This is a genomic window from Desulfobulbaceae bacterium (assembly GCA_013792005.1).
Classification (GTDB): Bacteria; Desulfobacterota; Desulfobulbia; order Desulfobulbales; family VMSU01; genus VMSU01.
This window is the reverse complement of sequence record VMSU01000188.1, coordinates 1-22,315: the sequence shown is the minus strand read 5'-3', so window position 1 is coordinate 22,315 and position 22,315 is coordinate 1. Positions and strand designations below refer to the sequence as shown.

The window sequence follows — 22,315 nt, the reverse complement described above, 5'->3', positions numbered from 1 at the left end:
CATAGAGGGTGAGCCGGCAACTTCCCATTTTCTTGCCAGATACGCTTCCCACCACCACTTCAACCAGAAACTTTCACCCTGGCGGTTATAATCGCCTTACCTGCATTTCTTCCGGGGCATACAGCCCAAGTTTCCCAGCAGTCCGGGCAAGAGTGCTCTGGTCTAAAAGAGTCTTCCGTTGAACAGACAGCTCCTGCTGCTCCCGTTCCACTTCTAGTTTCAACGCGCCTTGAGCCGCTAACTCGCTAAGACCCGACCGAATAAGCAGACAAAAAATTAATGATGCTGCAACACCCGTCATGAGCGAACCCACCACCACCATGCCTATCACCTTCTTGACCAAGACATTGCCACGAACCGGAACCTGCCTAACCCTGACCATCTGTCGGCCTACGAAAACATTAGAAAAATCCTGAATCATCTTCTTTTCACCTTTTTCGCCACTCTGAGCTTCGCGCTCCTGGCCCTAGGGTTATTCATTAGCTCCTCATCGCCAGCTACCACCGGCCGCTTGGTTAAAACCTCCAACAATGGTGACTCACCAAATGCCCGTTTAACCAGTCTATCCTCCAAGGAGTGGAAAGAAATCACACAGAATTTCGCATCATTTTTTAACATTTCAGGCGCTGCCTTAAGCAGCGTTATAAGATTAGCAAACTCCTGATTGACCGCTATGCGCAGAGCTTGAAACACTTTTGTTGCCACATGAATCTTGGGCGGATGAAATTTCCTCGGCACACTCTGCTCAACAATCGCCACGAGTTGGTCTGTGGTCTGAATCCCTTCTTTCTTCCGAGCCTCCATGATCGCGGCGGCCATCCGACGGGCCTGACGCTCCTCGCCGAAATAAAAAAATATATCTGCGAGTTCCTCTTCAGAGGCAGTATTGACCAAATCGCGTGCGACCAATTTCTGCCGATTGTCCATCCGCATATCAAGCGGTTGACTCCCCTTAAAACTAAAACCACGGCCACTTGTATCAAGCTGATAAGAGGAGAGGCCTAAGTCACAGAGAATCCCATCTACCTGCGCAATCCCAACCGAGGCTAAATACTGCGTTAGATCGGCAAAATTCTGCCCCACAAAGTCAACCCGCTCTCCGAATGGAGCCAGCCTCTTGCGAGCTAAGTCCATTGCCTCCTGATCCCAGTCAAAGGCGATGACTCGACCATCAGGTTCACTTTCTCGCAATATCCTCTCGGTATGTCCCCCCAAACCCAAATTAGTATCGACATAAATTCCGCCACTTACCGGGGACAAAAAACTGATCACCTCTTCCAACAGCACCGGCTGATGCATCATATAACCTCAGCGGGTAACGTTCTTAACTCGGGCATCACATTAAACCAGCCTTGAGCAGACTAAGATCAAAATTCTCATAATCAGCTGCCGTCGGTTTGTTATCCTCCTCCCAAATCTGCTTGTCGATAATTTCGAAATAGGTCATCACCCCCGAGATTACAACTTCCCGACCAATGCCACCCTCCTCACGCAACTTAGGCGGCAACAGGATCCGGCCTTGCTTATCAAGCAGACACTCCACAACACCTCCCAGCATATACCGAATCATCTTTTTCATGCCGGGCTCAGGTTGATCCTTAAGGTGCGCAAGTAACTGGAGCTCCATCTTTTCCCACTGTGGAACAGGATAGGCCTTCAGGCACTTATTCCATGGCGTGACCATCAGCTTCTCGCCATACTGATCGCGCAAGACTTCGCGGAACCTGGTTGGGATATTCAACCGTCCTTTGCCATCAAGGCTATGTTCTGAGCGGCCCCGGAAATGATTTACCGGGTCCACAATCAAGTCACCAACCACATCCGCCTCCAGAAACCTTTCTTACCCACTTTACACCACATCATACTACTCTATAGTGAAACAAACGATCAAGTGTCAAGAGAAAAAAAACTTCCCCCTCAACCATTGCCAGAAATCAACTCCTTAAAATTATTAATAAAATTCACAAGCCCACTAGATACGGTAGCCAGAAGTATCAAGACAGCACTAAATACAGTGGTCACAAACACCTTACTCACCGAAACAGCGCCAACAAAAAATCCCAATGACTAATACAGACAGCTGCCTCCACAACGGCCAGTAGCCGGTGAAAGAACAGCTAAACCAGCCCAAGGCACACCAAACCAGAGACGGTGGTGCAAAGTGGTGCAACTTCACATGCCACCCCACTCAACCACTGAATATTCTGCAAGCAACCATAACACCAAGGAGAGAAAACAGAAAAGGCCCTCCGGAAATACCGGAGGGCCTTTATGAAAAAAGAATGGAAAGATGCGAATCAATGCAAAGCTTGATCTATATCGATCAAAATTTTGACCTTCGACCCAGCCTTGGCCATGCCAAGGATATAGCTAGTGTTAACACTCGCACCAAACGAAGGTGGTTCCTCAATCTCAGACGCCTTAAACGACATCACCTCAGAAACAGTATCAACAACCACCCCAATCTGTTTGGATTCATGATGGAAGTCCGATTCAACAATCACGATGCAACTACGATCATTGTATTGAATCTCCGGCATCCCTAACTTGGCTCTCAAATCGATGATCGGGATCACTCGCTCCCTGAGGTTAATCACCCCTTTGGCATAGGATGGCACCTGGTGAACTTTAACAAAATCCATCATTTTAATAATTTCCTTAACCTTCAGGATATTAACCCCAAACTCCTGATTATTGAGCATGAAGGTTAAATAGCGTCCCTCTCGAGCCAGCATGGTCTTTGCCGCCCCGACTTCCTCATCCTTATGGCGCAAAATCTTATTAATCACATCAACACTATTCTTTACAAAAGAAGTAACCCTGGCCATACCGGCGCAAGCGACATCGGCATACTGACTATCCACAAAACGATCCAGATCAATCAGCGCCCCAACTCCCATAACATGGTGCATGTATTGTTGCATCTTGGCAAGATCCTCTTTTGAGGGATACAAATCTCCAGTCTTTATCCCTTCAGGTTCACGCAAGACGTTTTTCAGCACTGGAACCTTGAGTCCCAATTTTTTTTCTGGATCCAAGAAAGCAACTGCTATTTCGGCTGCCGTATCTGGTTTCTTCTCAACAAATTTCCCTGCTTTAACCAGGAGTTCTGTCAATTCATAAACAGCATCGCGATGTTGTTCGGTAAAATCATCTCGAATTGTAACTACGCAACAAGGATGATTGGACCAAATTTCATTCGATAAAAATTGCAAATCAGCGATGCCTGCGGCAATAGATTTCGTGCCAATAGGTTCCGCCACCATAAACCCACAGACATCGGAATTCTCACGGAGAAAGTCCGGCATATTAACAGGGGCCACCACCTCCAGATTAACATCAACATCATCACCCTTATCCATGCTGGATTTAAGCCCTGCCCCAGCAAAAAACATATGAGCCAGCATATGATGCACAGACATTTTATGAGGAATCAAAAACGAACGCTTCCTAAAAAAATTCTGATACGGCTCACCATACTCACCCTGATGATTACGTACAAAAATACTACCGCTACGGTGGGCAAAGAGGACTAACTTAATAGGCACTCCGTAATTAAAAAGGTCCATGGCGATCGGGGCCAGAATCAAAGCGCCATCAACTGAGCCTTCCTCCAATGCCTTCTGCACAGGATTCCACCCCGGAAGGCATTGAGTTTCCAACTCGAAATGCTTTGGCACCACCTCCCCTTTGTCGATCCAGTGCTTCACCACTCCCAGAATCAAGTGATCTGTAATCTGGATATGAGCCATCCGGAGTTTGACCTTACCGGAGACGCCGATCTGAATCCCAGCAGCACCCCCAGAAATAATGTCCTTTTTGACCCCCATGGCCTCTTCCATTTTTTCCCTAAGCTCCGCTGCCCCGAAAGGTTTAGCGATGAGCCCATTGGCCCCTGCCTCCATAGCGGCTTTAGCCTGACTCCGATCAGACTGCCCAGTCGCCATCAGAAAAGGAACCTTCTGAAATTGTTCCTGCTGCCGTAGCCACACCAAAAGATCATAGCCCCCCATATTCGGCATATTCCAATCACTGATCACCAAATCGACAGCCCCTTGCTCCTTAAGGATCTCAGATGCAACCTGCCCGTCTCCCGCCTCGATTATATTCTTAAACCCAAGAGATTTCAGGGTATTAATCTCTATCTTCCGCATAGTCACGGCATCTTCAACCAGCAAAATCCTAATATCTTCAGAAATACTCATGGTTCCCTAACTCCTCAGAAAAGGTATGGTTCGAGTCAATGACGTAACGCTTATAAGGAGGTATTGTAGCAGAAAAAAAAGCTACGCGTAACGAAAAGTTCAGTGCTAAAATGATCCACAGACTGTTCAGCGAGCAAAAAAATTCAATCAGAAAAAGGCCCCGATTTTTTGCATTACGGCCTGGGCTTTACTGTCATTACGGTTCAGAAATTCGATATCAGCGCTTAGAGCCACCTTAGGCCTGAAAGAAAAAATAGTCTTAGCACAAAGCTCAGCGCCTAATCCGGTGATACTTTTGCAATTTTTCATCCTCGCCTTCGGCTCTCCGGCATAAGGCGCGCTCAGGTCAAAGCAGGATGTCGAACGCAAGGCCTCAAGAAAAGAGTCATGCAGCTGCTTAGAAGCCAACCGCATCTTGGACTTAGTCAACCCATGCCTTCGACCTGGCCCAAGGATAAGCCCCAACGCCGCAACAGCCCCGGCCAAGGCACCGCACACCCCTTCGCCGCCACCCATGCCGCCGCAGAAACCAGCGCCCAATTGCCTCACCATATCATCATTCAACCCACCACCAAGACCTTTGTTGATCACAAAGAGGATGGCCTCTGAACAACAAAGACCATGAGCATCATAATAATTTTCCACCCGCTGCCGGATCGCTCGGGTCAACACATCAGTTGAAACAGGAACCTGCGCCATCCGTTACCACCTCTTATTAAAATTCAGCCCCTGGCCATCCGTGGCCAGATCCACAACAATATCATCACCCTCAATAAAACGCCCCTCCAGTATTGTCATCGCTAATGCGTCCTGGAGATACCTCTGAATCGCCCTCTTCAAAGGTCTGGCCCCAAAAGCAGGCTCGTAACCGACACGGACAAGAAACTCTTTAGCCGCACCAGTAATATCAAGATGGTAATGCTGATCCATAAGTCGTTGTTTAAGGAGTCCAAGCTGGATATCAACAATTTTTGCCAAATCCTCCCTGGTCAGGCTATGAAACGTGATAATCTCATCAATCCGATTCAAAAACTCCGGCTTAAAGTGTCGATGAAGAAGTTCGTCAAGACCCTGTCTCATTGCCTCATTATCTCTTCCCCCCAGATCCATGATCAGCTGACTACCCAAATTGGAGGTCATAATCAAAATCGTGTTCTTAAAATCCACGGTCCGCCCCTTACCATCAGTCATCCGACCATCATCCAAGATCTGGAGCAGAACATTAAACACATCAGGATGAGCCTTTTCTATTTCATCAAACAAAATAACAGCATACGGCTTACGTCGAACGGCCTCAGTCAGATACCCACCCTCATCATATCCGACATAGCCAGGCGGAGCCCCAATCAGACGGGCAACGGAATGCTTTTCCATGAACTCCGACATATCAAGACGAATCATGGCCCGTTCACTATTAAATAAAAACTCGGCCAGAGTTCGGGCAAGTTCAGTTTTACCAACTCCGGTGGGACCGAGAAAAACAAATGACCCTAAAGGTCGGTTGGGATCCTGCAACCCGGCCCTGGCCCGGCGCACCGCGTTGGCAATGGCCAGTATCGCATCCTGTTGACCGACCACCCTTCGAGCCAAATGCTCATCAGCATGGACCAACTTGTCCTTTTCTCCGGACAAAAGGCGGTCGACAGGGATACCGGTCCACATAGCTACCACCTGGGCAATATCCTCTTCGTCCACTTCCTCTTTCAACATCTTGCAGTCTTTTTGGATTACGATCAGTCGATCATTAGCCTCCTGGATCAGCCGTTCAAGCTCGGTGATCCGGCCATAACGGATTTCCGCCACTCGGCTAAGATCACCCAGACGCTCCGCCTGCTGCTCCTCAACCCTGGCCTCTTCAATCTGGCCCTTGAGCTGACGAATCTGCTGAATATTCTCTTTCTCAAGGAGCCAATGTCCCTTCATGCTCCGCAACTCCTCGTTAATATCGGCAAGCTCTGTTTCAAGCTTGGCAAGACGCTCCAAAGATGTCTGGTCCTTCTCCTTTTTCAAGGCCTCCCGTTCGATTTCGAGCCTAATCCGTTTCCGATCAACCTCGTCAATCTCAGTAGGCATGGAATCAATCTCGATCCTGAGCCGGGAGCTTGCCTCATCAATCAGATCAATTGCTTTATCGGGCAGAAAACGATCGGTGATGTAACGGTTAGAAAGAGTAGCAGCGGCCACGGTAGCGCCATCAGTGATACGGATACCATGATGAACTTCGTATTTTTCCTTAATTCCACGAAGAATGGCGATGGTATCACTCAGCGAAGGCTCCTGAACCAATACTTGCTGAAAACGGCGCTCCAGCGCCGGATCTTTCTCAATAGTACGAAACTCGTTCAAGGTGGTAGCGCCGACACAGTGGAGTTCCCCTCGAGCCAAAGCCGGTTTGAGCATATTCGATGCGTCCATCGCTCCCTCGGCTGCCCCGGCGCCTACCAAGGTGTGAATCTCGTCGATGAACAAAATAACCTCACCCGACCGCTTTTGAACCTCCTTAAGAACGGCCTTGAGACGATCCTCAAATTCCCCACGGTACTTGGCCCCGGCAATCAAAGAGCCCATATCAAGAGAGATGACCTGTTTATTGCGTAACGTCTCGGGGATATCACCCAAGACAATGCGCTGAGCCAAACCTTCAACAATCGCAGTCTTACCCACCCCTGGCTCACCAATCAATACCGGATTGTTTTTCGTCCGCCGAGCCAGAACTTGCACGACCCGCCGGACCTCATCATCACGGCCAATCACCGGATCCAGCTTCCCTTGCTTGGCCAGATCGGTCAAATTACGGCCGTACTTTTCCAAGGCCTGATATTTTTCTTCAGGGGTGGGATCGGTAACCCGCTGATTTCCGCGGATCGCAACCAGCGCCTTCAGAAAGCCATCCTTTTCGATACCCAACCGTCGCAGCATAGTCGAGGCAGAACTCTTGTCGTCGAGAATAGCCATGAACAAATGTTCCTGACTGACATAGTCGTCCTGCATCGTCTTCGCAATGGCAAAAGCCTGATCCAAGGTTCGCTTCAGTGAATGCGAGAGAGCAACCTGACCAAACCCAGGGCCACTGACCTTGGGCAGATTGGCCACCAACCGTTCTGCCTCGGTCGTAACCGCCCCCTGATCAATCTCCATTTTTTTTAATACAGGGACCACAACCCCGGCGGGTTGATTAAGGATGGCCAACAGGAGATGCTGGCCGAGCATCTCCTGTTGGCCATTGGTTTCGGCAAGTAACTGAGCAGACTGCAGGGCTTCCTGCGATTTTAAGGTAAATTTATCAAGTTGCATACTATCCCCCGGTAAAATTATGCAGAGAATTCGCCGGCAAATGACGGCAGAATATCCAAAGAGATAAGGTCAGCGCCAAGGGCTGTCAAGAGAGGAGACGGGGTATTTCCGCTTGGACGCGGCACAGGAAAACAAAGGAAGTGACAACGAAGGGCTAACAGCTAGGCAGCAGAAGGAGGAATAGCGAGTTCGTGACGAAGCTTCGTCACGAACTCGCAAATTTTAATTACAAAGATGGAGCTACAGCAAGGTGACGCGAAGGACTACCCACTTGCACCACCCTCTGAGAATCAGAGGCATAATCAGCACGAGCAGTGAGTGCCAGCGCCTTCTGTTTCTGTGCGAAACCATACTCGACCAATTTTTTAACATCCTCCCACATGGTTTCACTCCCCATGAGTGAGACAATTATCTCATCACTATCACGTTTAAATTTGCCAACATACGTCTTGCGGGCCGCTGCGGTATACCCTGTCTTCCCACCTTCAGCGCCATCGACAAGCCACAACGCTCGGTTATGACTCCGAACAATACGTCCATCCGTATTTTTCAACGTCGCCACCGCTAATTTTTCCGCAAAGCGTGGATGACGCATGGCACTCTTAAATATCAAGGCCAAATCGTGAGCTGTCGTATATTGGCCGCTGGCCGTCAGACCGTTTGCGGTTTTACACACCGTTTTAGTAGCGCCAAAACTTCTGGCCTTAGCCGTCATCAACCGAGCGAAACTTGTTTCTGACCCACCAATCCTTTCGGCCAGAGCGACACTTGCATCATTGGCAGAAGCCAAGAGCACGGCATTAATCAAGTCATTGGCAGGATAGCGCTTACCAGGAACCAAATGTACTTTTGACGCCGGCATGCTGGCAGCATTACGACTGACTGTCACCAACTCATTTTTGTTTAATGCATCCAAAGAGATGACACCGGTCAAAACTTTGATAGTGCTTGCAGGTTGCCGGGGAGTGTCAGCATCCTGAGCATAAATTGTTGCACCTGTATCTGCATCCATCACCATAGCGCTACGGGCGGTAATCCGACGAGCCAGCGAGCCAGTCTTGGCTTCTCTCGTTGTGGCCGCTACAGAAGACGCTACCAAGCCAGCTTTTTTTACCTTAACACTCGCTGTATTCCGCCGAATTTGACGGCTGGCACTCTTTTTCTTCTTTGCACTCGAAGCAGTTACCTTTTGCGCTTTAACTCCTTTCGCAATTACTTTCTTGGCTACTTTCTTGGTAGTTTTCTTGGCCGTCTTTTTGGTCGTTATTTTTCTAACTTTCTTTGTTGTTTTTTTCTTATTTGAAACGGCTGTTTTCTTGGAAGAGACGGCATCAGCCGTCACAGAGAGGCAGGGAGAGAATACAATCGATACGGAACAACAAAAGACCAGAAGGAATTTTCTAAGCCAGTTCATGTTACCTCCATTAGCTGGTTTTCTTAAAGCTTATCATCTATTCCTGGTCATTCTTTCATACATCTATTAAAAAATCAAGCTCTTTTTCAAGCATTATCGAAAGGTTAGACATCCCTCCTCACAAGAACTCCAAAAGCCGAATCATACTACATATAGACATCGCTATTGCAAAAAACCACAACATAACAGATTAGCACCCTCTCTCCACCCTCTCATGGGGGGCACTGTCGCAATCGAGATTAAAAAACTTCCATCTCTCCCTCGCCCCATGACGTCACTGCAATAATCGCAAAATCGCGGCACTGATCTCATGAAGCGGCACCACGTGATCGACACCGCCCGCTTCAATTGCTTCCTTAGGCATCCCAAAGACCACGCAGCTATTTTCATCCTGAGCGATAGTCTGGGCCCCTGCCTGCTTCATCTTCAGCATACCGCTTGCCCCATCTTTTCCCATTCCGGTCAAGATGACGCCAATCGCATTACTGCCCCCATAAGCTGCCACCGAATTAAAAAGCACATCAACTGCCGGGCGCTGATGACACACCAAAGGACCGGTCTTGACATTCACATAATACCTCGCTCCGCTCCGACGCATTACCATATGAAAGTTCCCAGGGGCCAGCAAACATGTCCCGGGCACAACCGAGTCTCCGTCTTCTGCCTCCTTGACCCGGACTTGACACAATTCATTCAAACGTTCCGCAAATTTCGTTGTAAAATGGGCCGGCATATGTTGAACTACTAGAATACCAGGACTTGTCGGAGGAAGCAGGGGCAGCACCACCTTCAATGCCTCAGTACCGCCCGTTGATGAACCAATGGCAATAATCTTGTTGGTACTCTTGGCCAATGCAAGTGATGGCAACGCAGCAGAGACCCGCCCAGGCAGGACCACACGCTGTCGAGCGCCCATATTCACCCTGGCTGCCCCCCTGATCTTCTCCGCCAGCTGGACACTCATATCACCTACTGAATAGGCAGAGCCTGGCTTGCATATCACATCAACAGCCCCGATATCCATGGCTTCCATTGCCAAGGAACCGCCAGCCTCAGTCAGCGAACTCACAATGATTACCGGCAAAGGAAAATACTTCATGAGCTTACGCAGAAAGGTGATACCATCCATTCTGGGCATTTCGATATCAAGCGTAACAACATCCGGCTTCAAGTTGACAATCTTATCACGGGCCACATAAGGATCAGGAGCTGTGCCACATATCTCGATATCAGGCTCACGTCCCAACTCTTCACTGAAGACCTTACGAACTACCGCCGAATCGTCGACTACCAGCACACGAATCTTCTTCATCAATTACCACCAAGCCTTCATTGTTGCACGCTGCAAACCAACCACAAAAGACCAAAATCGGACACAAAAGCCAGAAGATCTTCTTCTGGATTACATGCCGAGTCAGGAGAAAAGCTCTTCACTAGCTCGGCTCCCGGTATCCCCAGGCGACAGACTCCGCTCGGGTCGATCCGCCCCAAAAAGTTTCCAACAATCATATTTGCTGACTCCTGCATGGTATCAACAAGCTGCTGATCGGTAATCGCCTCCTCCTCTAATCCCAGGAACCCGCTGGCAATACTGACCCCCAAACTCCGAGGGAAATAAAAACAGAGCGTTGCTTGAGATGGTCCTTCATACCCGATAACGGATTTAATATAGCTCGCCTCAAGCCGCCAGCTGTCGCGTGCCGGCATCTCGGGAAGCAACTCGACCGGAGTGAAATACATAGTCCCAAAGACTTCAACCGCTGCGGCATTCAGTTCTTTTTTAAATACATCGCTGATCACGTCACCCTTCCTTTCGGATAATCTTAAAAATCCGATTCGTTACTCGCCTCAGGCATAACATCATGCCCCTCTTCAGTCATCCGACTCGTATAAGCCTTTGTCAATACATCAAGAAGAATGTCCCTGATTTTCTCCGGCATAAAGGGCTTCTTAACATAACCAGCCGCACCAAGGGTTGTCACTTCATCAATCCTCGCCTGACTTGCCTCAGTTGACACGAAAATCACCGGGATATTACGAAGCACCTCGTCTCGCTTGACTTCCCGCAAGAATTCCACTCCACCCATTACAGGCATATTTATATCGCTCAACACGACATCAATCCATACATCTTGCAACACCTGCAGAGCTTCCTTACCATTTGCGGCTTCCCGGATATCGCCAATCTGCACACCAGACATGGCCACCGTTTTTTTTATAACGGCACGCATGGTTTCCGAGTCATCAACCACCAAAATATTAAATGCCATATTTGACCCTTTTCTAACCCGACAAAGAACTCTAATTCTTTACCAATAATGGGTTATCTCTAAATCACGAATTATCCGAGTAAATCAGAAAGGGATAAAGGCGCTGCACCTTAATTCGATAACCCCATGAGATCCTCGGCCCGCTCCATTTCCATAAACAACATCGACATATACCGGTCCAGATCAAGGGCCGTTATTCCAAACCGCTTCAACCCCTGGCCCTGCATCGCCCCAGACAATCCATCCGCACCAACACCTATGCCCAACGAAATCACCAGCGTATTGGCCATTGCCACCAAGGCGATCAGCGGATCTTTGTCAAGAGCCTGTGGATCATGGTGCATCTTAACAGCCTGAATCATATCTTCACCAAAATCCCACTTCTGCAGGATCAAACTCCCCAGCTCGGCATGGTCCATGCCCAAAATTTCATGTTCCGCAGCCATGAAGGAAAGTCCATCGATATAGGTCCGATCCATAATTTTCTTGAAATCTGAAGCCACAAAACTACTCAAGAAGCGCTTTCCTATATCATGGAGCAGACCGGCGGTAAATGCCGTGCCTGGGGCAATCCCCTCAAAGTGACAACTGATCAGCTTAGACATGATCGCCACCGCGACAGAATGCTTCCAGAGTTCCCCCTGCTCCAGTTGATAGCCCTCCCCAGCCCCTCCCTTGTAAAAACGGGCGCTACTACTGGCAATAAGAATATCCTTCAATGCATCCTGCCCCATCAGGACCAGGGCATCATCCAAGGCGGACACCTTGCGGGGCAACCCAAAATATGCGGCATTACAGGTCTTAAGAATATTAGCAGTGATCGCTGAATCATACTGAATCACCTCAGCCAGATCCTTGGCCTGGACCGCTGGATCATCAAGCATTTTCATGACCTGCATGGCAACTTTAGGAAACGGGGGGATGTGATTTGCGATATTAACAATCTCTTCAATGCGACTCATAAATCCACCTCCCCCTGACCCGAAATCTTCAGCCTGACATGTCCAGTCCCGACATTCAAAGTGACAGTCCGATTAACAGATCCTCCCACGTCCTCCTTGGCCACTGTGACATTATTCTTCCAGAACATCTTCCGGATTATCATCTGATTTCTTTTTCCGATATTAAACATCCCAGAATCGTCCATAATCTGAGCACCACCCACAATATAGACCTTCATGCGCTCTTTAACACCACCATGCTTGTATATTTCCTTAAACATCCGAGGGACACCGGTATCAGCAAACATAAAAGGCTTCATTTCCGCCTTATCTTTATCGATACTGGAGTCCGGCAGCATATAGTGCAGCAATGCGCCCACCTTGACAACAGGATCCCACAAAACAACCCCGATGCAGGAACCCAACGAATAGGTAACCAACTCCTCTTCCGGCTTAGTCCCAATCTTCATGTCCGATATTCCAACAATTAACTTCATTAATCCTCCTTTCCAGCGTCAGGACGCCATTACACCGTACTATAAATTATTTAGGTAATTAAACCTTTCTATAGGTTGTGGCTTCGACCTGAACAAAATCATGCTTTAGGCTTGAAATACTTTCAGAATGTCCAATAAATAAATACCCGCCCCTCGCCAAGCAGTCATAAAATTTACCAACGAGTTTCTCCTGGGTCTGACGATCAAAATAGATCATGACGTTGCGGCAAAAAATAACATCCATCTCCTCCCGCCAAGGAAATTCACCCATCAAATTAAACCGTTGAAATGCCACTTGCTTACGGATTTGTTCTTTAACCTTTACCTTGCCAGCGCTGGCGCCAAGACCTTTCTGAAAATATTTTTTCATAATATCAAGGGGTACCTTGGTTGTCTGCTCAACAGGATAGACCCCATTAGCCGCCATCGCCAAGACCTTGGTCGAGATATCGGTAGCAATAATCCGGTAGCGAAAACCAGGCATTTGCACCGCGAACTCACTTAAGAACATAGCCATGGTATACGGTTCTTCCCCGGAAGAGGAGGCTGAAGACCAGAACACAAACTCTCGGTTTCCACCCCTCTTGGCCACCAAATCCGGAAGGACCCGTGTCTTCATATACTCAAAATGAGAAACCTCACGGAAAAAACTGGTAAAATTAGTTGATACGCTGTCGAGAAATTCAACAAACTCGCGAGCCTGTTCGCCAGGTTGCGTAATCAGATCAAAATATTCCTGAAAAGAATCCAGCTGGCAGGCACGCAGCCGCTTACCCAAGCGGGCATTAAGCAACTCCTTCTTCTCCAGCTTCATGAAGATACCAACATGCTGGTAGATAAGATCGCTGAATTTCTTAAACTCTGCATCTGTCAGCTGCTTACCCACCATCAACAAACTACCCCCTGGCTAACTCCAGTAATAGCCCATAATTCTACGACAAATAAACTTTCATGGCAGCGCTGTGTCCCTCTCATTTCCTGATCACAACTCGGCATTATCCCTGGACAATAGTACGCTCGAACAACCATACCCGACTACTTAAGTGAGGTAAGCGATGATGCCAGAGTTCGACCGATGACCTGATCGACATCAAGTAAAATCTTCAACTTACCCTTGATCTTACCCATACCAATGATATTATCGGACTCGGTAGCGACACCAAAGTCAGGCGGCGGCTCAATATCCTGATCAGCAATATTCACCACCTCAGAGACAGAATCCACCAGCATCCCCACTTGCACCATCCCACTTGGTCCCGGCACATCAACCACGATGATACAGGTTCGTTCATCATATTCCTTCAGCTCCATCCCAAACTTCATCCGCAACTCGAGTATGGGAATAACCCGACCACGAAGGTTAATAACACCCTTAATAAAATCCGGGGTGTGCGGTACTGCCGTGATCTCCATGATACCAATAATCTCACGAACCTTAGTAATAACAATTCCATATTCCTCTGTGCCTAGGCCAAACGTCAGATATTTACCGCCAAGACCCTGCCCACCACCGCTCTGAATTTCTTTTGTTCCTGCCTCCATAATCCCTCCACTTCGTAAAAAATATTATTGGAATTCTTATATACTGTTAAAACCAAAACATAGTTCAACCTTTGGCTTCAACCGCGGCATGACCCGAGTGTGACTGGACAATACCGGCCAAGTCAAGAATCAGACCAACTCGACCATCGCCAAGAATAGTTCCTCCGGCCACGCCTGGAATATCGCTCAATCCTCCCAGATTTTTGATCACCACTTCCTGCTTGCCTAGCAATTCATCGACCATAATCGCCCGCTGCCGCCCCTCATACTCAACTACCACCACAATAGCATCCCACGGGTCTGTATAGGTGGGCTCAACATTGAAGAGATGATACAGCCGGATAATGGGAAGCACCGCCCCCCGTACCATCAATGTCTCACCCTTCCCCTGAACCGTATTGTAATTCTCCCGGGGGGGCTTCAGCGACTCTTGAATGGCGGTGGTGGGAATGATATACCGCTCACTACCCACCCGGACGATAATCCCGTCGATAATCGCCAGAGTCAAAGGAAGCCGAATCACAAACAGCGATCCCTTGCCCGGCGAACTAATAGCCTCAACTTTGCCGCGCAGTTTTTCTACTGCTTTTTTAACCACATCCATGCCAACGCCGCGCCCCGAGACATCGGTAATCTTATCTGCAGTGGAAAACCCTGGCAGGAAGATCAGGTTGTTCAATTCATAGGCCGTGCTGTTATCATGCTCCTGAATCAACCCCCGCTCAATTGCCTTACGACGAATCTTCTCCGTATTCAAGCCCTGGCCATCGTCCTCTATCTCGATCACCATATAGCCACCCTTTTGATACGCTCTCAGGCTGACCGTTCCCGACCTGGGTTTCCCCAACTTTTCCCGTTCTCCTGGGATCTGAACTCCATGGTCAACCGAATTTCGCATCATATGAACCAAGGGATCATATATCGAATCGACCATGTTGCGATCAATCTCGGTCTCTTCGCCTACCATAACCAGATTGACCTCCTTCCCGGTCTTCTTGGAAAGATCACGAACCAAGCGAATCATCTTCTGAAAGGTCTGACGAATCGGCACCATCCGCATGGACATGGCGGTTTTCTGCAGTTCACTGGTAATGCGACTCAACTGAGAGAAGTCCTTGATCAGCTTAGGATCGGACAGAGTTGCAAGCCTGGGATTAGACCGCACCATGGCCTGCATGATAACCAACTCACCTACCGCGTTTACCAAGCCGTCAAGCTTTTCGACATCAACCTTAATGGAATCGCCAACCGAAGCCTTAGGCGGTGCCACAACTTTCACCGCTGCCGCTGACAAAAGCTCTGCCTCACCACCAGAGGCAACAAACACCGGAGCAATGTCCTGCTTGACTAATGGCTGAACAGGAACTTCCGGGGCGCTTGACACCGAAATCGCAACCTCCTCTGCCGTACCACTGGCACCGCCACCCTTCTGAACAGCCTCAACCCAGGCCACGTAATCGCTGATGTCATACTTTTTGTATTGTTCCGGACCCTCTTTCAATACCACTCTCAAGTTATCGACCATGGTTTTCAAAAAATCTCCAACCTTCAACACCACATCAATAACCCCGGCATCCATGACATGGACACCGTTTCGTACGTCGTCCAGCAAATTTTCGGTACTATGGGCTAATCTCTGAATACTCTTCAGGTTCAAGAATCCGGCAACACCCTTGATAGTATGAAACGGCCGGAAAATCTTATTAACTATCTCCAAATCCCCTGGATTATCCTCCAATTCAAGGACATTGACCTCTATGGACTCAAGATGCTCCATGGTTTCGCCGACAAACCCTGTCAGCAGCTCAACATCTTGAAGAAATTCCATAGCTTCTTCTGGGGATGATTCCAAAATTTTCATTCCCTGAGGCGCACTTATTGTGGTCGAACGAGCCAAAACTGCTCCCTCTTGAGAAATTATTTCAGAAACAGAGCCCTCATCTTCATCAGATTCCAACTCAATTTTTTTAACTATCGCGACAAACCCTGTTTCTGCCGCATCATCTCCTCCCTTCCTATAATCTTCCTGCATCATACTGATGCACTGGCCAATCCGTTCATAATTTTCGGCTGAATCGGGCAACTCGGTCATCACAATTTTACAAATAACATCGCGAAGAGCCTGTCCCATCCTCTGCAATCCAGGATAACCCTCAATCCCTGGCATTTCCTGTAACTCTTCGATGAGAACGACTAATTCGCCAACCACTGAAAGGTCACCAGGCTCCACCATCATAATTTTTAAAGCCATTTCATCGAGTTGCGCGGCAATTGCTGAACCACCCATATCTGTCATACCCATTTCTCCATCTATCTCGGCGCCATTGATATATCTACTTCGCAGTAACGCACACCTCTACAGGAAACACCACTCCCCTCAATCATCACACGGGGCAAAAACTCTCCCTAAACACCCAAACCTCAATGCCTAGGTATAGCTTGCCTAAAAAAGAAAGTCATTGGCAAGTCTTTTTCATGAAAAAACTCAAAAAAACACCAAGGACCCCTAACAGACCAAGCATAAATTCAGCAGAGTCATGGTTAATTTATGCTTGAGAAAGAGAAGAACAACAACGATGGACCTTAATAACGGACAAATACGCAAAACCTTCGAAAACTCCAATCTATTGCGTGCCACACTTTTCTGAAGTCACTGGAACCCGCCTACCTGTATCCCGCCCTTTGAATGCAACTATCACGGTCAAATGCCTGTGAACTTTAATCCTTCTTGACGACATGAGGAATTTAGTCATAGATCAGATCAGTAATCAAAGAGCGTCTTTGACATAATTGAGTTGGGAAGAACCATAGCGTGTTATGGGAGGGATGGAGGAGAAGAAGACAAGATACCAAGTTCAGCATCAATAACTTTCATATTCTGACGCGCCTTGTCGATAACAGTGGCCTGAGGATATTTTTCTATAAGCTGCCCAAGTAACACTCGCGAACTTTGCAAGGTCTGGCGCTTGATCTCAGGATCGAAGGTATTCCTGGCCTTAGCGAAAAGAGCTGCCGCCTGCCGCCTCATGGCCGAAGCAGCAAGTTCGACAGACTCGGCTATCTTCGCCTGTGCCTCGGCGGCACGTTCTGTGCCTTCAAATTTTTGAAAACCAACGATAGCCTCATCATATTTCTGATGTTCAAAAAGAACCATGGTTTCCTGCCACGGATCAACCGCTTCCGGCGCCGTTGCTTCTCCAGGGACCACCTGTCCCAAAGCCTGCGCCTGAGCAATTTCCGCCTGAAACTGGGTAATGACTCCCATAATTTCAGGTGATGCCGATGCGATAACCTGGCCCAGCAAGGCATGGGCCTCATCCAGTTTCTTTAGATCAATCAAAGAACGTATCTCTGCCAACTGCTCCCGTGCCCAGGTTTGAGCCTGCGTCCGGACCCTGCCCAACATTATCTTGGCCAAATCGAGAAACGGCCCCGGCGTACTCCCTTCCATAGCAGCCACACCCTCTATCAGCGATGGCGGAATCTGCTTGCCATCAAATAGCAAATAGGCCCTCATCAATTCACGATACTGCAACATATCCTCAGGCGCCACCTGCTCTGCAAAGGCCTGAGCATGGGCCTCTGCCCACTCTTGTTGACTAACGAGAGGGGACAGCGCTTGGATGTGCCCCTGATACACCTGCCGGGCATCATCCACTCGACCGGCAGCCAGCAAGACATCTCCAGTCTCCAGCCGCAACTCCAGAGTTTTCAAATCATTGACCGGACCAAACTCGGCCAAAATTCCGGTATAAATCGCAGCAGCATCCTCAAAACGACCGGTTTTCACCAAAGATTTACCGTAAAGCTCTCGGACATCCCGTGAAACTTGCGCCGGTTCCTGGCTGGGAGTCATTGCTTCATAGGTAGTAATTGCTCCCTGATAATCCCTCGCGTCATAGTGCTCGCGCAGTTGAGTCAGAAGACCATCGCTGCCTGGGGGCAACAGCGACGGATCGCTTTGCACAGCAGAGCCCCTCCCCTGCAAGGCGGCAAGAACTTGATCGCACCCCTTTTCATAATACCCGACATCCCGAGCGACGATACTCCAAGGGTTAGCATCTCTTTCCTGGCCTGCCTCAAGTGAATTGTAGCCTGCCAGCGCCTGTTGCGCTGCCAGCAAACAATCCCGCCAGGAATCCGTCCCGTCCTTTACCTCTCCCCTCGAAGTCAATTGACTTAACGTTTCACGCCACTGATCAAGGGTCTTTTCGTAAAACGAAACCCGCTCTGACACTAACGGATCGTCCCCAGACATTCGATATCCGGCCACAGGCTCCTTGTCCGGCATACTCACCGGAGATTTCCCCTCCCCCTTGTCAGTAACCGGCGTCACCGATGGAGGGGGAGGAAGCAGCGGCTGATGATTGTCGCCACCTTCGGTCAACCGTTTCCCAGCCCCACACCCTGCCAAAACCACCACACATAATCCTATAACCAAGCCCTGCCAACAAAACCGAATACTGGCCATTACTGTTCTCCCCAAAACGGTTTAACCTGACGGGTAGGTATCAACTCCCCCGCCCCCTGAATCTTCCCAAAAGTGACGACGCTCGGACCGAGCTGTACCGCGCTACGCACTGCCGGAGGTACCAACGCTGCCGGATCTCCTACCTGACTGCCAACAACAGAGACCTTGACCTGCTCGGCCACAACCTGACCCAACTCCGGATACCGTAGCGGAAATTCGATGTCCGCGGCAAACGGCAAGGCTTCAATCCTGAGCTTATCGCCATACCCCGCATCATTGACAATGGCATCAGCCATCTCACTCCACAACACCAACGCACCAGATGACCCCGTAACATGACTCGATGTCCTGGTCATAGAAACATTATCATCAAACCCCTCGTACACCGCAAGAGCATACCCTCCCTTCAAAGCGAGACCGGTCCCATCTTCGGCCACACCAGGCACATAGCCGGCAAACGAAGAGTTTCTGAACTCATTAGCCGTTCCCGTCTTGCCAAGAACCGGGACCTCAAGATCCAAATCCTCCAGCAGGGCCTGCCGTTTCTGATCCTGACTCGTAATCCGAATACGTCCCCGAGCATACCGGCCCGTTCCATATTTTACGACGTTCTTCAAGATATCGCTGAGGCAAAGGGCCGTATTAACATCCAAAACTCGCTTCACGGTTCGCTCCGGCAAGTAGATGACCCGGCCGTCGCTATCCTCGATACGATCAATAATCATCAATGACTCATCGGCTCCTGGGCGACCAACCCGATAATTTTCTCCAGTCACCAAAGTCTCGTATGCCCTCGCCACCTCCAGCAAAGTCATCACGTTGGAACCTAAAGGAAACGAGAGAACAGGCTCCAACGGACTGGTAACCCCCATCTCCCGAACCAAGGCGATCAAATAGCGCAGACCTGCCAAGACTCGAAAATCACGGACCCGATGCAGCACCTCCGACTCATAGGCAGGCAGTGCAGAGACGCGTTGAAACTCCTGACCGACGATTTCGGTTAACTGCCTAAATGTCCCGGCAGTCAATAGCCCGTTCATACTGATCCCATCCCAAAAATCCTGGGAACCTGGCGGCTGCGCCCGTAAAACAGCTACCACCTCTTGCAGACTCATCATCCGCCATTCCCCACCAGGTGGCGTCTCAGCAAAAAGATATCCCGTCGGACCAGAAAAAATCCTCGCCCTAACTTGCCCATCCCCTACCTCACCGAATGGTAGAAACTGACTATCAACAGCGCTTTCCGCTTCAACCTTGATTTTATAGGCCAGGAGTTGACGATAAAAACGTTGCTGATCAACAAAGGTTCGGGCCACTGCCTGCCGCCGGACCTCCTTTTCCGTCTCCTTATCATTTGGCGCATAGACCCCTTGAAGCTGATAATTAAAGTGATGGAGGAGATCATTCTCGGCAATTTTTCCATCAAAAAGCAAATCAGGCCCGATCAACTCAACCGCACTATCAAAGGCCAGACGACGGAGGGCCAGATCATTGATCAAAACACCGTACTGGTCACGAATCTTACTGACATAGCGCTGATAGGACTCACCCTGCTCCCGTCCCAGGCCAACTTTGTCGATCACCTCCTTGAACTGGCCGGAATTCAACCGATCACAAAGATGATAGAGCAACCACACTGTGGCCAGATTTTCTGATTTCACCCCGGCCCAACTCACCGACACCCACGGATGTGGACTATGATGATCCGGTCTAGGGAAATATTCCTGATTCTGATAAACAAAAGCGCCGCGTTCATTTACCAGCATATCCGCAGCGCTCCAGCCCAGCTGCAGAGCCGCGCTGTATACCAGAGGCTTTACAACCGAACCCATCACCCGTTTGGCGTCCATGGCTCTGTTAAAAAAACGATTTTCATTACCGCCTATCATGGCCTTGATCGCACCCTCCCGCACAGCAATCACCGCCCCTTGCATCTCGGGATACTTATGCAGATCAAGGCGATAGCGACCCGACTCCGAATCACGATCTCTCAGTGAGACATAGACCAAATCCCCACCCTGCATCGTACCCACTATACGCAGGAGTTGAGAACGATCGGCAGCGCTCCACCGTTGCCCTTGGTACTTAGCCTGTGCCTCGGCCATAGGCATCAGGCCATCACGATCAATCACCCCAGTAACATCGGTCAGCACCCCGTTATCGGAGGCACTCCCTAAAAGGACCTGCACTTCAGGATCTGTTCCTTTGACCGTATCAATGACCCGCCCAAAGAGAAATCCCCCTACCTCTATAGGGCTCTTCTCCTCGGCAAGCTTCTGATACTTCTCCTGCAACAGGCGATGATCATACCCCAACAACCGAACAGACAACCGCGAAAGTTCTTGGCGCGTGGACCTAAGCCCCTCATCCTGCAACTCTTTATCGACCGTAGTGATAATCCTGATTCCAGAACTGGCCACGTTTTCAACACCATTCGCGGCCAACGCCTCCTCCACCTCAGGTTCCACCAAGGCATCTTTGACCACATCCATCACCGTGTTATCGGCAAAGGACGTCCTTCCCTGCTTGAAAGGGACCTCCTGGGCTGACAAATCGTGATAAATCTGTTCATTGATCATCCCCATATCCCGCATCTGCCCGAGCACATAGCCTGTTCGCTGTCGTGCCTTAAGGCGCGCCTCCTTGGCCGAAGCCTCATCTCGCTTGATAAAAGGATTATAATAGTTCGGGCGCTTAACACTGCCAGCGATAAAGGCATTTTCAATAAGAGTCAACTCTTCGACATCCTTATCAAAATAATACTTTGCAGCCACCCCGAGGCCCAGTCCGTTACCACTGACGTAAAATTGGTTTGCGTAAAATTCTAGGATCTTCTCTTTTGAATAATGAGCTTCAAGCCGTAAGGCGTAGAGAAGTTCTTTCGCTTTTTCACGATAAGAACGGCCCTCCCGCTTAAATAAATTTTTTGCCGCCTGCTGAGTCAGAGTGCTGCCGCCCTGAACAACTCGCCCAGCCTGAAGATTAGCCAGCATCGCCCGAAAAATGCCAGGGATATCTACTCCATGATGACTGAAAAATTCATGATCTTCAGCCGCCACAATCGCCTGCACAAAGCCCTGAGGGATTTTGGCGTAGGCCAGGTACTGCCGGTGCGAGTCTGTAAAGATCACCCCAACTTTGCTCTGCCCATCCTGATAAAACACCGGAGATTCAACGCCCAGAAGTTTTTTAAGATTGTCAGGGCTGATATCATCGGCAGGATAGATGACAACAAACCAATATGCCAAAGCCGCAACACCAGCTACTGACAATCCCAAGAACCCAACAAACCACAATAATAATTTTCGACCCATAACCCAAAATTCCTATTTACCGTTGACGGACCGACAGACACGATCCATACGCATCACAATCCTCAACCGGTTGACTCTGCAACGTCTAAAACCAAACTAAATTTGACCAGCTAAAAAAACTCCCCTATCCCACCCGTCAAGGACGACAAACACTTGCGCCAGCAGACAACACCATGATTTAACGACAAATGCAGTCTCGCGCACCATAACAATCAGCTAAAAAACACGGCGTAAAACACATCAAAAATCACCATTAAATTATACCATCACAAGGAAACTGGACGCTTTTTAATTGCACATACTTTTTTTGTCATGTAAAAAATACCATTCTGTCAGCTTCTGGGTGTCAATTGTGCGCACTCATTTC

Annotated in this window: 17 protein-coding genes; all 17 read right to left on the bottom strand. The window is 49.1% G+C overall.

Annotation, left to right across the window (positions count from 1 at the left end):
• Nucleotides 1-85: 85 nt before the first annotated feature.
• Complete coding sequence (locus FP815_12055) at nt 86-421, bottom strand: hypothetical protein (GenBank protein ID MBA3015665.1); 336 nt, start codon at nt 419-421, stop codon at nt 86-88.
• Entirely contained in the window at nt 418-1,302 is an 885-nt protein-coding gene (rsmH, locus tag FP815_12050) for a 16S rRNA (cytosine(1402)-N(4))-methyltransferase RsmH (protein MBA3015664.1), read from the bottom strand. The genes FP815_12055 and rsmH overlap by 4 nt, the downstream gene beginning before the upstream one ends.
• A 34-nt stretch (nt 1,303-1,336) precedes the next feature.
• Entirely contained in the window at nt 1,337-1,819 is a 483-nt protein-coding gene (locus tag FP815_12045) for a division/cell wall cluster transcriptional repressor MraZ (GenBank protein MBA3015663.1), read from the bottom strand.
• A gap of 478 nt (nt 1,820-2,297) precedes the next feature.
• Nucleotides 2,298-4,205: a response regulator gene (locus tag FP815_12040; protein MBA3015662.1), complete on the bottom strand. Its 1,908-nt coding sequence runs from the start codon at nt 4,203-4,205 to the stop codon at nt 2,298-2,300.
• Nucleotides 4,206-4,352: 147 nt separating this feature from the next.
• Entirely contained in the window at nt 4,353-4,904 is a 552-nt protein-coding gene (locus FP815_12035; GenBank protein MBA3015661.1) for a hypothetical protein, read from the bottom strand.
• A gap of 3 nt (nt 4,905-4,907) precedes the next feature.
• Nucleotides 4,908-7,499, bottom strand: coding sequence for an ATP-dependent chaperone ClpB (gene clpB / locus FP815_12030; GenBank protein MBA3015660.1), 2,592 nt, complete (start codon nt 7,497-7,499; stop codon nt 4,908-4,910).
• Nucleotides 7,500-7,725: 226 nt separating this feature from the next.
• Nucleotides 7,726-8,913: a D-alanyl-D-alanine carboxypeptidase gene (locus FP815_12025; GenBank protein MBA3015659.1), complete on the bottom strand. Its 1,188-nt coding sequence runs from the start codon at nt 8,911-8,913 to the stop codon at nt 7,726-7,728.
• Nucleotides 8,914-9,187: 274 nt separating this feature from the next.
• A complete protein-coding gene (locus FP815_12020) occupies nt 9,188-10,225 on the bottom strand; it encodes a chemotaxis response regulator protein-glutamate methylesterase (protein ID MBA3015658.1) in 1,038 nt (345 codons plus the stop codon).
• A gap of 17 nt (nt 10,226-10,242) precedes the next feature.
• Complete coding sequence (locus FP815_12015; protein ID MBA3015657.1) at nt 10,243-10,713, bottom strand: chemotaxis protein CheX; 471 nt, start codon at nt 10,711-10,713, stop codon at nt 10,243-10,245.
• A 23-nt stretch (nt 10,714-10,736) separates the two neighbouring features.
• Nucleotides 10,737-11,183 (bottom strand): response regulator, encoded by a 447-nt coding sequence (locus tag FP815_12010; protein MBA3015656.1) that lies wholly within the window; start codon nt 11,181-11,183, stop codon nt 10,737-10,739.
• A gap of 110 nt (nt 11,184-11,293) precedes the next feature.
• Nucleotides 11,294-12,145 (bottom strand): HDOD domain-containing protein, encoded by an 852-nt coding sequence (locus tag FP815_12005; protein ID MBA3015655.1) that lies wholly within the window; start codon nt 12,143-12,145, stop codon nt 11,294-11,296.
• Nucleotides 12,142-12,621: a chemotaxis protein CheD gene (locus FP815_12000; GenBank protein ID MBA3015654.1), complete on the bottom strand. Its 480-nt coding sequence runs from the start codon at nt 12,619-12,621 to the stop codon at nt 12,142-12,144. The genes FP815_12005 and FP815_12000 overlap by 4 nt, the downstream gene beginning before the upstream one ends.
• Nucleotides 12,622-12,679: 58 nt before the next feature.
• Nucleotides 12,680-13,510, bottom strand: a complete 831-nt coding sequence (locus FP815_11995; protein MBA3015653.1) for a protein-glutamate O-methyltransferase CheR — start codon at nt 13,508-13,510, stop codon at nt 12,680-12,682.
• Nucleotides 13,511-13,656: 146 nt separating this feature from the next.
• Nucleotides 13,657-14,163, bottom strand: coding sequence for a purine-binding chemotaxis protein CheW (locus FP815_11990; protein MBA3015652.1), 507 nt, complete (start codon nt 14,161-14,163; stop codon nt 13,657-13,659).
• 64 nt (nt 14,164-14,227) lie between these two features.
• Complete coding sequence (locus tag FP815_11985; GenBank protein MBA3015651.1) at nt 14,228-16,450, bottom strand: chemotaxis protein CheA; 2,223 nt, start codon at nt 16,448-16,450, stop codon at nt 14,228-14,230.
• Between the two features lie 528 nt (nt 16,451-16,978).
• Nucleotides 16,979-18,634 (bottom strand): tetratricopeptide repeat protein, encoded by a 1,656-nt coding sequence (locus tag FP815_11980; protein ID MBA3015650.1) that lies wholly within the window; start codon nt 18,632-18,634, stop codon nt 16,979-16,981.
• Nucleotides 18,634-21,948, bottom strand: coding sequence for a glycosyl transferase family 51 (locus FP815_11975; protein ID MBA3015649.1), 3,315 nt, complete (start codon nt 21,946-21,948; stop codon nt 18,634-18,636). The genes FP815_11980 and FP815_11975 overlap by 1 nt, the downstream gene beginning before the upstream one ends.
• Between the last annotated feature and the right edge of the window lie 367 nt (nt 21,949-22,315).

Excerpts from the sequence above, each read along its gene's own strand:
- FP815_12040 (MBA3015662.1), bottom strand. The coding sequence starts at position 4,205 with ATGAGTATTTCTGAAGATATTAGGATTTTGCTGGTTGAAGATGCCGTG.
- FP815_12010 (MBA3015656.1), bottom strand. The coding sequence starts at position 11,183 with ATGGCATTTAATATTTTGGTGGTTGATGACTCGGAAACCATGCGTGCC.
- FP815_11990 (MBA3015652.1), bottom strand. The coding sequence starts at position 14,163 with ATGGAGGCAGGAACAAAAGAAATTCAGAGCGGTGGTGGGCAGGGTCTT.
- clpB (MBA3015660.1), bottom strand. The coding sequence starts at position 7,499 with ATGCAACTTGATAAATTTACCTTAAAATCGCAGGAAGCCCTGCAGTCT.
- FP815_12055 (MBA3015665.1), bottom strand. The coding sequence starts at position 421 with ATGATTCAGGATTTTTCTAATGTTTTCGTAGGCCGACAGATGGTCAGG.
- FP815_12035 (MBA3015661.1), bottom strand. The coding sequence starts at position 4,904 with ATGGCGCAGGTTCCTGTTTCAACTGATGTGTTGACCCGAGCGATCCGG.
- FP815_11985 (MBA3015651.1), bottom strand. The coding sequence starts at position 16,450 with ATGGGTGGTTCAGCAATTGCCGCGCAACTCGATGAAATGGCTTTAAAA.
- FP815_12025 (MBA3015659.1), bottom strand. The coding sequence starts at position 8,913 with ATGAACTGGCTTAGAAAATTCCTTCTGGTCTTTTGTTGTTCCGTATCG.
- FP815_11995 (MBA3015653.1), bottom strand. The coding sequence starts at position 13,510 with ATGGTGGGTAAGCAGCTGACAGATGCAGAGTTTAAGAAATTCAGCGAT.
- FP815_12000 (MBA3015654.1), bottom strand. The coding sequence starts at position 12,621 with ATGAAGTTAATTGTTGGAATATCGGACATGAAGATTGGGACTAAGCCG.
- FP815_11975 (MBA3015649.1), bottom strand. The coding sequence starts at position 21,948 with ATGGGTCGAAAATTATTATTGTGGTTTGTTGGGTTCTTGGGATTGTCA.
- rsmH (MBA3015664.1), bottom strand. The coding sequence starts at position 1,302 with ATGATGCATCAGCCGGTGCTGTTGGAAGAGGTGATCAGTTTTTTGTCC.
- FP815_12020 (MBA3015658.1), bottom strand. The coding sequence starts at position 10,225 with ATGAAGAAGATTCGTGTGCTGGTAGTCGACGATTCGGCGGTAGTTCGT.
- FP815_11980 (MBA3015650.1), bottom strand. The coding sequence starts at position 18,634 with ATGGCCAGTATTCGGTTTTGTTGGCAGGGCTTGGTTATAGGATTATGT.
- FP815_12005 (MBA3015655.1), bottom strand. The coding sequence starts at position 12,145 with ATGAGTCGCATTGAAGAGATTGTTAATATCGCAAATCACATCCCCCCG.